This is a genomic window from Carbonatibacter coralli (assembly GCF_039592655.1).
GTDB classification, from domain to species: domain Bacteria; phylum Pseudomonadota; class Alphaproteobacteria; order Kiloniellales; family Kiloniellaceae; genus Carbonatibacter; species Carbonatibacter coralli.
The window spans coordinates 15,062-29,571 of the sequence record NZ_JBBUTJ010000007.1; the positions used below are offsets into that span (position 1 = coordinate 15,062).

The following is a 14,510-nucleotide window of genomic DNA, read 5'->3' on the forward strand; positions in this document are numbered from 1 at the left end:
GATCAGGCCTCCATTTTCTCTGAAGCGAGGTGGATGGCGGCACGGATGCGCTGATAGGTTCCACAGCGGCACAGGTTGCCTTCCAGTGCATCGTCAATGTCTTCATCGGATGGCTTGGAATTCTCGCGCAACAGGGCGGTTGCGGCCATGATCTGACCGGACTGGCAATAGCCGCACTGAACGACATCCAGCTCGCGCCAGGCTGTTTGAACAGCCGTGAACGCCTTGTCTGACTGGCCTTCGATGGTTGTGATCTCGACACCTTCGGCATCTTCAAGGCGGAACTGGCAGGAGCGTGTTGGTTCGCCGTCGACGTGAATGGTGCAAGCCCCGCAAGAGGCAACACCACAGCCGAATTTGGTTCCTGTGAGGTTCAAGTGATCCCTGATCACCCATAGCAAGGGCGTGTCGGGCGTAGCGTCGACCTGAACGGTTTGACCGTTGATCCTGAGCGTTGTCATGACATGTTCCTGAACGTTAATGGCTTTGGTAAAAGATATTGTTTTTGTTGTGAGCTTAATGTAGGCGCGGAATATTTTTTTATAATGCTTTAAAATCGGTATAGACTTTTAAGTCTGGCTTCATAAATATCCGAAAGGTCTGGTGGCTCTTTCAAGGGATATTGCTGTGGAAAAGGATTTTCTGGATGGTTTGCCTGTTTTTCTGGAAGTGGCGCGGCAAAAGAGTTTCAGCCGTGCAGGAAAAACGATCGGGATTTCTGCGTCGGCTGTGAGCCAGACAATCCGGCAGATCGAAGGGCGTATCGGTGTTCCTCTTTTTTACCGGACGACCCGGAGCGTTGCGCTGACCGAGGCCGGACAGGAGCTTTTTGCCCGTGTTGCACCAGCCGCGCAGGAACTGAAACAGGCTTTCGAGCATGTGCATTCTCTCTCGCCTGTTCCCAAGGGGCTGTTGAGGATCAATGTGCCCAGCATTGCTATCCGGTCTGTTCTGGAGCATGTCACCATTGATTTTTGCAAAAAGTACCCGGACATCACGCTGGATATTGTGATGGAAAACCGAACCATCGACATTGTGGAGGAGGGCTTTGATGCGGGGATCAGGCTTGGTGAAATGGTGCAGCCCGATATGGTCTGGGTGCTCTTGATGGGTACGATCCGTTCCATGCTTGGGGCTTCGCCTGCCTATCTGGAACAGTATGGAACCCCGCAGACGCTGGAAGATCTGGCAAATCACAACTGCATCCAGTTCCGCTTGCCCTCGACAGGACAACCCTATCGCTGGCATTTCATGGATGGGGAGAAGGAAATACAGCTTGCGACAAACGGAAATCTGATCGTGAACTCAACCGATTTGATGCTGCGGGCAGGACTGGACGGGCTCGGGATTATCTATCTGCTGAATTTCGGTTCCATCCGCTATTTTGAAAGCGGGCAGCTGGTTGAGGTCCTCAGGGAGTGCTCTGTTCCGGAGCAGGGGCTGGGCCTCTACTTCCCGAGGCGGGCCCAGCAAAGCACCAAGCTGCGTGTTTTTGTCGATTTCCTCCGGGAAAGAAAGCATCTGTTCGGACAGTCCCGGGAACGGGTGTAGGGACTGTTTCAAACTGTGTGTCCAGGCAAGGCCCCCTGCAGAACAGGAATGGCTGCGATGTAGTCCTGCATAAAATCCCGCAGGCATTTCGCGCGTGCGCTCAAAAGTCTCTCGCTGGGCCAGACGGCATGGATCTCACGGACGGGGCCACACCATTGTGGCAGGATGTGCTCAAGCTTTTCCCTTTCCAGCAAGGTGAGCAGTTCACTGGCGGGCAGCAGGGCAATGCCGTGTCCGTCACTGGCAAGCTGTGCGGCCAGTCCGATATCATCCACCAGCACCTGCGCCGATGGCCGCAGAACCTCCTGTTGAGAGGATTGAGTTCTGTCAAGCTGCCAGTCGGGGAAATACTTCACTGCAATAACCCTGTGCTGTTCGAGTTCTTTCGGGTTTCTGGGAGAACCTGCCTTTTGCAGATAGTTTTTTGATGCGACGAGAATGCTTCGGGTTTGCCCCAGTTTTTTCTGGGTGAACAGCGAGTCAGCCTGCGGCCCGACACGCAAGGCGATATCTGCGCGTGTCCTGAGGAGATCGGCAACAGAGTTGGTGAGCTGCAGGTCCAGGGTGATCTCGGGATATTTCCGGACAAAGGCTGACCACATCGGCTGCAGAATGCCAACGGAGATATTGGTGGGGGCCAGAACGGTCAGTCTGCCTTTGAGGGCGTGAATTTCCTGTCCCAGTGTACTGGCGGCCTCGTCAAACTGGCGGATCAGATCGGCATAGTTGTGATAATAGCTTTCCCCTTCCGGTGTCAGAATGAATTTCTGGGCTGAACGGTGGATGAGCTTGCAGCCCAGATCTTCTTCCAGCTTTCTGAGACGGCGTGTGACCGTTGCAGAAGAGAGCTTCATCTGCTCTGCCGCTGCCGAGAGGCTTTTGAGCCTTGCGATGGTGATGAAGAGTGCAATGTCGTCGTACATGATTTCTTATTTGAAATTAATGTTCTCTTTTAAGGTTATATTCTTCATATATGAAAATTACTAGTCTTCCGGAGTTAATTTGAAAAATCCTTTTATCGGAGCAAGAAATGAAAAAACTCTGGATTAGTGCCGGTATTCGTCTGGCTGAAGGAGCCGATGTGGCAGAAGCCCGCGAAGGGCTGTCCCTGCTGGTCGGGCAGACAAGGGGAGAGGAGGGGTGCCTCCTGTTCGAGATTCATCAGAATATTGAGGACACCGAACGCTTTACGCTCTGGGAGTGCTGGACCGGAGAGGATGCACTGAAAGCCCATTTCGAGGCAGAGCATACGCGGGCCTATCTGGACAGGAACCTGACCACAATTGAGTACATTGATCGCCTTGGCGGTGATCTTGGTTCAACGGAGAGACAGGTTTGATGCCATCGTTCAAACAGCGACTGGTTTCATCCCTGCTGATGTCCTTTCTGTTGTCGCTGGCTCTGTCCTGCTGGGTCAGCTTCATCAATCTGGGCCCCGGTCCGGGTTTTGTTGAAAGCTGGTTCAAGGCCTTTGCCATGGCCTGGCCAGTTTCTGCGGGGATGGCGTTTTTGTGTACGCCTTTTGTGTCCCGAATAACATCCCGTTTGCTTTCCTGAGGAGAAGACAATGGAACTGAAACGATCCAGCCTGCCGGAACTTGGGCCTCCGGCAGGCCCCTACAGCCATGCAGTATTGTATGGAAGCACACTCTTTACGTCCGGTCTGACAGCATTTGGTTCAGAGGCACAACAGGCTTCTGTCCAAAAACAGGTTGAAGAGATTTTCCGGCAACTGGCCCTGATTGCCTCAGCCCATGGAACGGGGTTGAACAATCTGGTCAAGGTGACTGTCTTTATTCCGGACCTGTCGGTGGTTCCTGAACTCAGAGAGGCTCTCTTCGTTCAGTACGGTCAGGACATTCCCGCCAGTTCGATGGTGATGGTTGCGGGCCTGTTTTCACCGGACCTGCTTGTGGAGATCGAGGCTGTTTTCGCCGTTTGATCGCTGATGAAGCCTATTGTGCCGGGGCAGCTCCTGTAGCTGTTCCGGTACGGCTTTTCTCCTGCGGGATGTATCTGATCACGATCAGGTTTGCCTGAACCGGAGCCGATTGTGTGTAGGGGGTCGTTCCCTGATAGGATACATTTGACAGTCCCAGACGTTTCATATCTGCCAGACTGAAGGTCCAGCCCTTTTTGCCGCTGGATTTCAGTTCGTGAAGATAGAGCGGGCGCATTCCGTGAAGAGTGAACTCCTTGTCAATGCCCAGTTCGTCAAAAAAGGCGGCTTCGTCCTGACGGGAGTTCCGGGATGTTTCCAGTCCTTCCTCCAGCAAGCGGGGGAAATCAGCTTTGGACAGGCCGTTTCTGCGCAGGAGCTCTGTGCTTTCCTGCAGGACTTCAGACAGTTCCTGCCGTTCCAGATCCGCACCGCTTCGATCAGGATCGCTCAGGGCAATAACATCAAACTGTGTTTCAGACCCGTGCCATCCGACAAAGGCGTCCGCCCGGATGATTTTGGCGTTGCCTGCCGGAAAGATGTAATTGGCGCAGGATGAAAAACACAGCTTTTCCACCTCGACATCCAGTCCCATCCGGTGAACCCATCTGCCCAGGGTTCGCGCCGAACGGGTTTCTCCGCCACCCGAACGGATCACGATCCGTTCAAGGTCTCCGGGGTTCAGCTCTGCAACCCTTTCCAGAAAGCTGTTCACTGTTTCTGTTTCAAGCTCGCCTTCAAAAAAGACAGTCCTGTCATCCGGAAACAGTCTTGTGTCCCGTGCAGGAAACTCTGTGCAACCTGTTGAGCCAGCGAACAGCAGGGAGAGAAGCAAGGGTCGGTATCTTCGGGGCATGTTGTCGGGCACTCTCATTCCGTTTGTCCATGTCGTTTGCAGGGCTGATACAGTAATGACCTTTTCCTGTTAGGCGGGAAAGGGAGGCTTGTGGATAAAATGGCTACAAATGGTTGCTATCTATGTCTTTTTGTTTCGAAAAAACCTGCTTTTGACCAGAAGTAGTCCGGTGCAATTTTCCATGGAAGGCTGTAGAGTGTTTGCGATGAAAAAGTTGGCGTAATTGAAGTCTGGTCTGTGAAGGGGGATCGGAGGATGGAGGAAATACTTTATCGGTACGACACCCCGTTTGTTGTGGTGTTCGGATTGTTTGTGTCGGCTGTTCTGTTGCTCTGGTCGCCTTTGGCCCGGCGTTGCTATCTGCCGTGGATTTTTCTGGTCGCTGCGCTGACAGCAGGACTGTTCTGGGATTTTCTGCAGCCATTTTCTCTTGTGGCTGTTGGTCTTTTCTATCTGTGTTATCTGGTTTTTGCGCGCTATCGACACCAGACTGTGCTGGTTGCTGTGGCGGGATTTGTCCTGCTTGTGCTCGGCTCTTCTCTTTTGCTGCACCGTTTTCCCGGGTTTGACAATCCTGTTGTGGTCGAAGCAGTGGCCCTGTCTGCAGACAGTGTGCCCTACCGGATGTACGCCAATTTTGACAAGGGACTGCTGGCTTTCTTTCTGGTTCTGGTTTTGTCCGATCCGTTACAGCAAGATCGCGGGCTTTTCCTCACATTGAAACGCTCTGTCCTGCCGACTGTTATCACTGTTGCTTTGCTGATCGGTGCTGCGATGCTTCTGGGGTTTGTCCGCTATGATCCCAAATGGTTTGACTTCTTCCGGGTCTGGCTGCCCGTCAATCTGACCTTTGTCTGCATCGCAGAAGAGGCCTTTTTTCGCGGATTTTTGCAACGCTGTTTGCAGGACAGGCTGTTAGGGTTCCGTTTTGCCGGGGGCGTGGCGCTTGTTCTGGCGTCCGTGATTTTTGGTGCGGCCCATTATCAGGGCGGACTGCCGCTGATCGTTCTCTCGACACTGGCGGGGCTGGGATACGGCTGGGCCTTTTTGCGGACAGGACGGCTTGAAGGGGCGATTGCCGTTCACTTCCTGCTCAATGCTGTTCATCTGATGCTGTTCAGCTATCCGGCCCTCGCGTGACCGTAAAATTCCCGGAAAGAGGCAGCCTGTCTGTCACAACAGTCGAGCTCCTGTAAGGATACTAACTGAATTTCCGGAATGTCTTGGTGCGGTCGAAATAGGTTTCGAGCTCTTCCATGCGCGGCCGTGTGGAAGACCAGTTCACTTCCTGGGTCTGGGCAATGACACTTTCGATCAGAAGCATGATCGCAGCATTTGAATCCCAGGCCGAGGGTGCTTCGATCCGGCAGTTGAAGCTGTGCTTGGCGTACTGCGCTGCCGGGGAACGCCACTGATCGGTAAAGAGGATGATCTCGACACCCCGTTCCTTGGCCATTTCTGCCATGCGCAGCAGGGAAGTTTCATAGCGGCGGATGTCAAACAGCACGAGAACATCGCCTTTGTTCATGTCCAGAATGTAATGTGGCCAGGCATTCGAGATCGACTGGACGTGTGTCACCTTTGGGCGAATGACCTGCATGTGTAAAAAGAAGTAATCCGCCAGGGCACGTGTGATACGACCGCCGGCGATATAGAGCCGCCTGTCTGTATCGGCAATCAGTTCGCAGCTCTGATCAAAGGTTTCCGGTTCAATCTGCGCCAGGGATTGCCTGATGTTGTTGATCACAATCTCGGTAAAGCGGTTGAGGATGTGTTCGTCCGGGGCACTGCCAACCCAGCTGTCATGCTTTGCGATCGGGCCGGTGATCTTGGCTTCCAGTTCAAGGCGGACCTCGGCCTGGAATTCGGGAAAGCCCTTGAAGCCGAGCTTCTGGACCATGCGGGCCACTGTCGGGGTGGAAACTCCGGCATCCTGTGCCACAGCCGTAATGCTGCCCAGAGCGGAAACCGGATAGTTGGACAGAATGGAACTTGCCAGCTGCCGTTCTGCACGTGTCAGAGTGTCATAGGCCCTGTTCAGGCGATCCGACACGGTTTCCGAATTTTTTGACAAGACTGTACCTCCCTGATTTGGCGGCAATCTATTGCCTGTAGGCGACATTGTGAAGAGGCAACCGGACATACCCTGAAATTATTTTTTCAGCATTTTTGTTAATTTATCGACAGAATGAGAATTTGTGAAGAAAATTTTTCAGAAACGATATTGACAGTTTTTCAAAGTTAGAAGAGATTTGTTCAGAATTAAAAAAATGAACAGGGAAGCCTTCATGTCTGCGACTACTGGACAAAGCTATGGGGAAAGTCAGGCCATTGCTGATCTGAGAGCAAGCGGCCTGCCTGCGGCTTTTGTGGATTGCAAGGCTGACAAGCTGAAGGAAAAAGACAGCGAGACTGTCGGTTGTCTGAATCCGGATGGCGTGTCGCCCTTTCTTCTGGTGTGCGAGCACGCTTCCTTTGACATCCCTGAACGCTACAATGGACTTGGGTTGAGCGAGGAAGATCGCCTCAGTCATGCTGCCTGGGACCCCGGTGCAGCAGAGGTGGCAGCCCGTATGGGGCGGATGTTGAATGCCCGCCTCGTTGCCGGGAAGGTCTCCCGCCTTGTCTACGATCTGAACAGGCCACCGGAGGACGGGCAGGCGATGCGTGCTCAAAGCGAGCGCATTCATATCCCGGGCAATGTCGATCTGGATGAACAGGGCAGGCAGGAACGGGTTCAAACCATCTACAATCCCTTTTGCGAAGCGGTTGATGCGGCCATTCAGACCTCTGTACGACAGCCAATTCTGGTCACCATTCACAGCTTTACTCCGGTTTTTAACGGCAGGGAACGTGCTGTTGAAATTGGCGTTCTGCACGATGAGGATCACCGTTGGGCGGATCAGATGCTGGACTCTGCCGGCCGTTTTACCTCTGCCAGAGTGGAGCGTAACGACCCTTACGGGCCCGAAGATGGTGTAACGCACACGCTCAAGCTGCATGGTCTGAAAAACAAATTGCACAATGTCATGATCGAAGTTCGAAACGATCTGATTCAAACGGCTGAAGAACAAGAAAAAATGGCGCGTTGTCTGGCTGACTGGCTTGATGATGTGAGACAGAAACTGGGACTCTAGACGAACAGGGGAGGCTTCCCGAATGCCAGGTCTGATACGCCAGTATGTGCGTGTTGTGGATGCGGTGAATTACCGTATCGGGCGCGTGATGATGTACGGCATCTTTGTGATGATGGGGATCCTGTTGTGGTCTTCCGTCTCCAAAACCTTTTTCCTTCCATCGCTCTGGACGCTGGAAATGGCGCAGTTTGCGATGGTCGCCTATTACATTATGGGCGGGCCCTATTCCATTCAGATGGGATCGAATGTTCGCATGGACCTCTTCTACGGTTCCTGGTCTCCCAAACGCCGGGCACTGGCTGATTCCGTAACAATTTTCTTCCTGATTTTCTATCTTGGTGTCCTGCTTTACGGAGCTTTCGACAGCACCAGCTATTCGCTCGAGTATGGCGAGCGCAGCCCGACGGCATGGCGCCCCTTCCTCTGGCCTATCAAAGTTCTGATGTGTTTCGGCTTCTTCCTGATGCTGCTTCAGGCCTTTTCCGAACTCTTTAAAGACCTTGCGCGCATCAAAGGGGAAGAAATCTGATGTCCTATGAGTTGATTGCCATTTTGATGTTCTCGACCATGATGCTGATGCTCATGACGGGGCAGCGCGTCTTCGGTGCGATCGGGGCCGTTGCGGCTGTCGCTGCCCTGACCCTGTGGGGGACAGGTGGTTCAGACATTCCCTTCTCGTCGGCGATGAAGCTGATGAAATGGTACCCGCTTCTGACACTGCCGATGTTTATTTTCATGGGCTATGTCCTGTCCGAGTCCAAGATTGCCGATGACCTTTACAAGATGTTCCATGTCTGGATGGGACCTGTGCCGGGCGGTCTGGCGATCGGGACCATTTTCCTGATGGTTCTGGTCTCGGCGATGAACGGACTGTCGGTTGCAGGGATGGCGATTGGTGCCACAATCGCCCTGCCGGAGCTGCTGCGTCGCGGTTATGACAAGCGCATGGTCACAGGGGTGGTTCAGGCCGGTTCCTCGCTGGGGATTCTGGTGCCGCCATCTGTTGTTCTGGTGCTCTATGCCATGATCGCACGTCAGCCGGTTGGCCAGCTGTGGCTTGCCGGTGTGATGCCGGGGCTTCTGATGGCAGCACTGTTCATCCTTTACATTGTCATTCGCTGTCGCTTGCAGCCGGAGCTTGGTCCGGCGCTGAAAAAGGAAGACCGCAGCCAGATTTCCCGGGCCGAGAAACTCCGCCTGCTGCGCGCCGGTATCCTGCCGATTGTGATCTTTGCGACCATGATGGTGCCTTTCGTCAAGGGTTGGACCTCACTGGTTGAAAGCTCTGCCATCGGTGCCATTGCAGCCTTTGTTGCAGCGGTGATCAAGGGCAGAATGACCAGAGAGGTTTTTGAAACCTCGGTGCGTCAGACCCTTGGTATTTCCTGCATGTTCATGTGGATCATTCTGGCGGCTCTCGGCTTTGGTGCTGTCTTTGACGGGCTGGGCGCTGTCCGTGCCATCGAAAACCTCTTCACCGAGCAACTGGGCCTGAGCCCGTGGATGATCCTGATCCTGATGCAGCTGTCCTTTATCATCATGGGAACCTTCCTGGATGACACGGCCATGCTGGTCATTGTGGCGCCGCTTTACGTTCCGCTGGTTCACGCGCTTGGTTTCGATCTGATCTGGTATGGCGTGCTCTATACGATCACAACGCAGATTGCCTATATGACACCTCCTTTCGGTTACAACCTTTTCCTGATGCGGGCCATGGCTCCTCCGGAGATTGGATTGCGCGATATCTACGGCTCCATCCTTCCCTTTGTGATGGTGATGGTTCTGGCCCTGTCCCTGGTCATGATCTTCCCGGAAATCGCACTGTGGCTGCCTGAAACAGTCTATGCCAAATAAAAACGACAAGAACCCCGGGAAAGACCGGGGCACCACAACCGGGTTTCGTTCGGGAACCCAACTCATATCTTCTACTGAGCAAGGAGACTTCGATATGACTACAACGAGACGGACGTTCCTCAAGGGTGCTGCACTGGCAGCGCCTGCGACAGTAATCTCTGGCGCTCCAGCGATTGCACAGTCCAAAATCCGCTGGCGTATGCAGACCTATGCCGGTTCCGCACTGGCCGAGCACGTGATCAAGCCGGCGATCGACAGCTTCAACAAGATTGCTGGCGACGAGATGGAAATCGAGCTGTTCTATGCGGATCAGCTGGTTCCGACAGGCGAGCTGTTCCGCGCCATGCAAAAGGGCACAATCGATGCGGTTCAGTCCGATGACGATTCCATGGCTTCCCCGACAGAAGTGACTGTTTTCGGCGGTTACTTCCCGTTTGCAAGCCGTTACTCCCTGGATGTTCCGGTGCTGTTCAACCAGTACGGCCTGAACGAGATCTGGGATGCGGAATACTCCAAGGTCGGCGTGAAGCACATCTCTGCCGGTGCCTGGGATCCCTGTCACTTCGCAACAGTTGATCCGATCAACTCCCTGGAAGACCTCAAGGGCAAGCGTGTCTTCACCTTCCCGACTGCCGGTCGCTTCCTGAGCCAGTTCGGCGTTATTCCTGTAACCCTGCCATGGGAAGACATCGAGGTTGCGGTGCAGACCGGCGAACTGGACGGTATCGCATGGTCCGGTATTACCGAGGACTATACTGTTGGCTGGGCTGATGTGACCAACTACTTCCTGACCAACAACATTTCCGGTGCATGGGCTGGTTCCTTCTTTGCGAACATGGACCGCTATCAGGAACTGCCGGATCACCTGAAAGAGCTGTTGAAGGTCTGCATGGACAGCTCTCACTACTATCGTCAGTGGTGGTACTGGGGTGGCGAAGCCTCCTTGCGTGTGAACGGTGACAAGATGAAGCTGACAACCATCCCTGATGAAGAATGGGCACAGGTGGAAAATGCCGCTGTGAAGTTCTGGGATGAGGTCGCTTCCGAGTCCGAAACAAAGGCGAAGGTTGTTGAAATCTTCAAGCGCTATAACGCCGACATGCAAAAGGCAGGTCGCCCGTATCGCTACGGTTAAGTCCGTATCCTTTGATCATGCTTGTGGGGAACCCGGCTCTGTTTCAGAGCCGGGTTCTGATAAAAACTCTTTTTTGAAAGCCTGAAAGAATGTCTGTTTCATCCCGATCCCTGTCTTTCGAAGATTTGAAAGCCCGCGTTGACGATGGCTCTGTCGATACTGTTCTGGTGTGTCTGGTGGATATGCAGGGACGTTTGATGGGCAAGCGTTTCCATGCCCGTCACTTTGTTGATTCTGCCTGGGACGAAACCCATTGCTGTAACTATCTCCTGGCAACGGATTTCGAGATGTACACCGTTTCAGGCTACAAGGCGACAAGCTGGGAAGGCGGGTATGGCGACTATGTCATGAAGCCGGACCTTGCCACGATCCGCATGACGCCGTGGCTCGAAGGCACTGCGATGGTGTTGTGTGATGTGTTGGACCATCACACGCATGAAGAGATCGCTCACTCGCCACGCGCCATGCTGAAAAAGCAGGTTGCGCGTCTGAACAAGCTTGGCTTCAAGGCCATGACAGCGACCGAGCTGGAGTTCTTCTATTTCGAGAAGAGCTTTGATGAAATCCGCAAGGACAAATACCGCGATCTGGAGCCGATTTCCGGCACCAATCAGGATTACAACATTCAGCAGACAACCCGTGAGGAATACCTGCTGCGCCCGGTGCGCAATCACCTCTATAACGCGGGCATTCCGGTGGAAAACACCAAGGGTGAAGCCGAGACAGGTCAGGAGGAGCTGAACATTCGCTATGCCGATGCAATGGATTGTGCGGACTACCACACCATTGCCAAGCAGGCGATCAAGGATATCGCCTGGCAACAGGGGCACGCGGTGACTTTTCTGCCGAAGTGGCACCACGAGAAAGTGGGCAGTTCCTCTCACATTCACCAGTCTCTCTGGACCGAGGATGGAAAGCCGGCCTTTTATGATCCTGATGGTCGCTTCGGCATGTCCGAAGTCATGGGACAGTATGTTGCCGGGTTGCTGAAATATGCGCCCGATGTCATGTACTTCCTGGCACCCTATGTGAACAGCTACAAGCGTTTCCAGAAGGGAACCTTCGCACCGACAAAGACAGTCTGGTCCGTTGATAACCGGACAGCAGGTTTCCGTCTGTGTGGTGATGGCACCAAGGCAATCCGCATGGAATGTCGCGTTGGTGGATCCGATCTCAACCCTTATTTGGCGATTGCAACACAGCTTTCTGCTGGTATTAAGGGCATTGAAGAGAAACTCTCGCTTCCTGAACCACAGGAAGGAGATGTCTACAGCGCAGAAGATGCAGGCGAAATGCCGATGAATCTGCGCGATGCACGCGAATGTCTGAAGGCTTCTGCCATGTTGCGCGAGGCTTTTGGCGATGACGTGGTTGACCACTATGCCCGTGCGGCCGAGTGGGAACTTGAAGAATTCGACCGAATTGTCACTGATTATGAAGTCGCCCGTGGTTTTGAACGGGCCTAGTTTGAGGTTTTCTCTATGACAAAAGTGCTGAAGTGTATCTCGCCGATTGATGGCTCGGTCTATGCCGAACGTCCGGTGTTGAGCGCTGAACAAGCCAGAGAGGCTGTTGCGCGTGCAAATGCAGCCCAGAAGGAATGGGCTTCACGCCCCCTGGACGAGCGTATTGCACTGGTTCGTGCCGGTGTTGAGCGCGTGGGCGAAATGAACGATGAAATCGTGCCGGAACTGGCGCACCAGATGGGACGTCCTGTTCGCTATGGTGGTGAATTCGGCGGCTTCAAGGAGCGTGCCGGTTACATGGCCGACATCGCACAGGAGGCTCTGGCGCCGATTGAAGTGTCAGACGATGGCGCCTTCAAACGCTATATCAAGCGCGTGCCCCAGGGCGTTGTTCTGGTCGTCGCACCGTGGAACTACCCTTATATGACAGCGGTGAACACAGTTGCTCCTGCCCTGATTGCCGGAAATGCTGTCCTGCTGAAGCACGCAACCCAGACACTGCTGGTTGGCGAGCGCATGGCGAAGGCCTTCCATGAAGCAGGTGTGCCTGCGGATGTGTTCCAGAATGTTTTCCTTGATCACGACACAACATCCGATCTGATTGCATCCAGAGCTTTTGGCTTTGTGAACTTCACGGGCTCTGTCGGTGGTGGTCAGGCCATGGAAAAGGCGGCTGCCGGGACCTTCACAGGTGTTGGAACCGAGCTGGGAGGCAAGGATCCGGGCTATGTCATGGAAGATGCCGATCTGGATGCTGCTGTTGATACACTGATCGACGGGGCCATGTTCAACTCCGGCCAGTGCTGTTGCGGTATCGAGCGTATCTACGTTCACGAGAACCTCTATGATGCCTTCCTTGAAAAGGCCGCTGCCATTGTCAACGGCTACAAGCTGGGCAATCCGCTTGATGAAGCGACAACAATCGGACCGATGGCGCATGTTCGTTTCGCACAGGAAGTTCGTGAGCAGGTCAGCGAAGCGCTGGCTTCAGGTGCCAAGGCCCTGATTGATCCTGCCAACTTCCCGGAAGATGACGGCGGTGCCTATCTGATGCCGCAAATTCTGGTTGATGTTGATCACTCCATGCGCGTGATGCGCGATGAGAGCTTTGGCCCGGTTGTCGGTGTCATGAAGGTCAGCAGTGATGAAGAAGCTGTTGCCCTGATGAATGACAGCAGTTTTGGTCTGACGGCCTCTCTCTGGACGAAGGATGTCGAGCGGGCAGAGCGCGTTGCAGATCAGATCGAGACCGGCACAGTCTTCATGAACCGCTGTGACTATCTGGACCCGGCTCTGTGCTGGACCGGCTGTAAAGACACCGGCCGTGGTGGTGGTCTGTCCGTTATCGGCTTCCACAATGTCACGCGTCCGAAATCCTATCATTTGAAAAAGGCCCAATAACCATGAAGCTCTTTGGAAACTGGTCTTACCCGACGGCTGTTCGCTTTGGTGCAGGCCGTATCAGTGAACTGGCAGAAGCCTGTGCGGCAGCCGGTATCAAGAAACCTCTTCTCGTCACGGACAAGGGGCTGGCGTCCCTTCCTGTGACCCAGTCCACTCTGGATCTGATGGAGGCGGCCGGTCTGGGTCGCGCGATGTTCTCGGAAGTTGATCCGAACCCGAGCGAGATTAATGCTGAAGCGGGTGTGAAGGTCTATCGTGAAGGTGGGCATGACGGGGTCATTGCCTTTGGTGGCGGCTCGGGCCTTGATCTGGCCAAGGTTGTGGCCTTCATGGCCGGTCAGACACGTCCGATCTGGGATTTTGAGGACATTGGCGACTGGTGGACACGTGCTGATGCGGATGCCATTGCTCCCGTGATCGCGGTTCCCACAACAGCGGGTACAGGCTCTGAAGTTGGTCGTGCCAGCGTGATCACAAATTCTGTGTCACACGAAAAGAAAATCATTTTCCACCCGAAAATGCTGCCGGTTACTGTGATCTGTGATCCGGAGCTGACTGTCGGTATGCCGAAGATGATTACAGCCGGTACAGGCATGGATGCCTTTGCGCACTGTCTGGAAGCGTTCTGTTCGCCGCACTATCATCCCATGAGCCAGGGTATCGCCCTGGAGGGGATGCGTCTGGTGAAGGACTATCTGCCGCGTGCCTATGCTGATGGCACTGATCTTGAAGCGCGTGCGCACATGATGTCTGCTGCTGCGATGGGCGCGACTGCTTTCCAGAAGGGGCTGGGTGCCATTCACGCTCTGTCTCACCCGATTGGCGCGATGCACAACACGCACCACGGCACAACCAACGCCGTCGTTATGCAGCCTGTGCTGACCTTCAACCGCTCTGCGATTGAAGAGCGTCTCAACATGGCGGCAGCCTATCTCTCGATTGAGGGGGGATATGAAGGGTTCTACAACTATGTTGGTGAGCTGAACCGTTCCCTGTCCATTCCTGCAAACCTGACAGAGCTGGGTGTCACCAACCCGGATCTGGACAAACTGGTCGCAGGTGCCCTGATCGATCCTTCTGTCGGGGGCAACCCGGTTGAGATGACCGCAGAGAACACACGCAAACTCTTTGAGGCGTGTTTCTAGGAAAGGATACGGCAGGGGTTTCC

The 14,510-nt window shown here is 54.1% G+C and carries 16 protein-coding genes; 12 read left to right on the forward strand and 4 right to left on the reverse strand.

The annotated features are described in order from the left end of the window. Nucleotides 1–2: 2 nt before the first annotated feature. A complete protein-coding gene (locus tag AAAH10_RS14040; protein ID WP_343564666.1) occupies nucleotides 3–461 on the reverse strand; it encodes a (2Fe-2S)-binding protein in 459 nt (152 codons plus the stop codon). Between the two features lie 166 nt (nucleotides 462–627). On the opposite strand from AAAH10_RS14040, the gene AAAH10_RS14045 reads away from it, so the two are divergent. After that, a complete protein-coding gene (locus AAAH10_RS14045; RefSeq protein WP_343564667.1) occupies nucleotides 628–1,551 on the forward strand; it encodes a LysR family transcriptional regulator in 924 nt (307 codons plus the stop codon). Nucleotides 1,552–1,559: 8 nt separating this feature from the next. Here AAAH10_RS14045 and AAAH10_RS14050 read toward each other — a convergent pair whose 3' ends face one another. After that, nucleotides 1,560–2,474 carry a LysR family transcriptional regulator gene (locus AAAH10_RS14050; protein ID WP_343564669.1) on the reverse strand — a complete coding sequence of 305 codons (915 nt, stop codon included), beginning with the start codon at nucleotides 2,472–2,474 and terminating at the stop codon, nucleotides 1,560–1,562. 107 nt (nucleotides 2,475–2,581) lie between these two features. Between AAAH10_RS14050 and AAAH10_RS14055 the strand changes: the two genes are divergently transcribed. From AAAH10_RS14055 to AAAH10_RS14065, 3 genes are read left to right on the forward strand one after another with little or no spacing between them, the layout of a single operon-like run. Further along, complete coding sequence (locus AAAH10_RS14055; protein WP_343564671.1) at nucleotides 2,582–2,890, forward strand: putative quinol monooxygenase; 309 nt, start codon at nucleotides 2,582–2,584, stop codon at nucleotides 2,888–2,890. Continuing rightward, nucleotides 2,890–3,108 (forward strand): DUF2798 domain-containing protein, encoded by a 219-nt coding sequence (locus tag AAAH10_RS14060; RefSeq protein ID WP_343564673.1) that lies wholly within the window; start codon nucleotides 2,890–2,892, stop codon nucleotides 3,106–3,108. Before AAAH10_RS14055 ends, AAAH10_RS14060 begins: the two co-directional genes overlap by 1 nt. 10 nt (nucleotides 3,109–3,118) lie before the next feature. Then, nucleotides 3,119–3,493: a RidA family protein gene (locus AAAH10_RS14065; protein WP_343564675.1), complete on the forward strand. Its 375-nt coding sequence runs from the start codon at nucleotides 3,119–3,121 to the stop codon at nucleotides 3,491–3,493. 13 nt (nucleotides 3,494–3,506) lie between these two features. Here the strand turns inward: AAAH10_RS14065 and AAAH10_RS14070 are convergent, their stop codons facing one another. Further along, nucleotides 3,507–4,346 (reverse strand): hypothetical protein, encoded by an 840-nt coding sequence (locus AAAH10_RS14070; protein ID WP_343564677.1) that lies wholly within the window; start codon nucleotides 4,344–4,346, stop codon nucleotides 3,507–3,509. Between the two features lie 255 nt (nucleotides 4,347–4,601). On the opposite strand from AAAH10_RS14070, the gene AAAH10_RS14075 reads away from it, so the two are divergent. Then, nucleotides 4,602–5,486: a CPBP family intramembrane glutamic endopeptidase gene (locus AAAH10_RS14075; protein ID WP_343564679.1), complete on the forward strand. Its 885-nt coding sequence runs from the start codon at nucleotides 4,602–4,604 to the stop codon at nucleotides 5,484–5,486. Nucleotides 5,487–5,547: 61 nt separating this feature from the next. Here the strand turns inward: AAAH10_RS14075 and AAAH10_RS14080 are convergent, their stop codons facing one another. Then, nucleotides 5,548–6,420 (reverse strand): MurR/RpiR family transcriptional regulator, encoded by an 873-nt coding sequence (locus tag AAAH10_RS14080; RefSeq protein WP_343564681.1) that lies wholly within the window; start codon nucleotides 6,418–6,420, stop codon nucleotides 5,548–5,550. A gap of 214 nt (nucleotides 6,421–6,634) precedes the next feature. Between AAAH10_RS14080 and AAAH10_RS14085 the strand changes: the two genes are divergently transcribed. The 7 genes from AAAH10_RS14085 (at nucleotide 6,635) to AAAH10_RS14115 (ending at nucleotide 14,487) form a co-directional block, all read left to right on the forward strand. After that, nucleotides 6,635–7,483: an N-formylglutamate amidohydrolase gene (locus tag AAAH10_RS14085; RefSeq protein ID WP_343564683.1), complete on the forward strand. Its 849-nt coding sequence runs from the start codon at nucleotides 6,635–6,637 to the stop codon at nucleotides 7,481–7,483. A gap of 22 nt (nucleotides 7,484–7,505) precedes the next feature. After that, the gene (locus AAAH10_RS14090) at nucleotides 7,506–8,012 is read left to right on the forward strand and encodes a TRAP transporter small permease subunit (protein ID WP_343564685.1); all 507 of its coding nucleotides are present in this window, start codon (nucleotides 7,506–7,508) and stop codon (nucleotides 8,010–8,012) included. Beyond that, complete coding sequence (locus AAAH10_RS14095) at nucleotides 8,012–9,337, forward strand: TRAP transporter large permease (protein WP_343564687.1); 1,326 nt, start codon at nucleotides 8,012–8,014, stop codon at nucleotides 9,335–9,337. The genes AAAH10_RS14090 and AAAH10_RS14095 overlap by 1 nt, the downstream gene beginning before the upstream one ends. A gap of 94 nt (nucleotides 9,338–9,431) precedes the next feature. After that, on the forward strand, nucleotides 9,432–10,472 hold the full coding sequence (locus AAAH10_RS14100) for a TRAP transporter substrate-binding protein (protein WP_343564689.1): 1,041 nt from the start codon (nucleotides 9,432–9,434) through the stop codon (nucleotides 10,470–10,472). Nucleotides 10,473–10,561: 89 nt separating this feature from the next. Then, on the forward strand, nucleotides 10,562–11,938 hold the full coding sequence (locus AAAH10_RS14105; RefSeq protein ID WP_343564690.1) for a glutamine synthetase family protein: 1,377 nt from the start codon (nucleotides 10,562–10,564) through the stop codon (nucleotides 11,936–11,938). A 15-nt stretch (nucleotides 11,939–11,953) separates the two neighbouring features. Next, nucleotides 11,954–13,339 (forward strand): aldehyde dehydrogenase family protein, encoded by a 1,386-nt coding sequence (locus AAAH10_RS14110; protein WP_343564691.1) that lies wholly within the window; start codon nucleotides 11,954–11,956, stop codon nucleotides 13,337–13,339. A 2-nt stretch (nucleotides 13,340–13,341) separates the two neighbouring features. After that, nucleotides 13,342–14,487, forward strand: a complete 1,146-nt coding sequence (locus AAAH10_RS14115; protein WP_343564692.1) for an iron-containing alcohol dehydrogenase — start codon at nucleotides 13,342–13,344, stop codon at nucleotides 14,485–14,487. The last annotated feature ends 23 nt before the right edge of the window (nucleotides 14,488–14,510 follow it).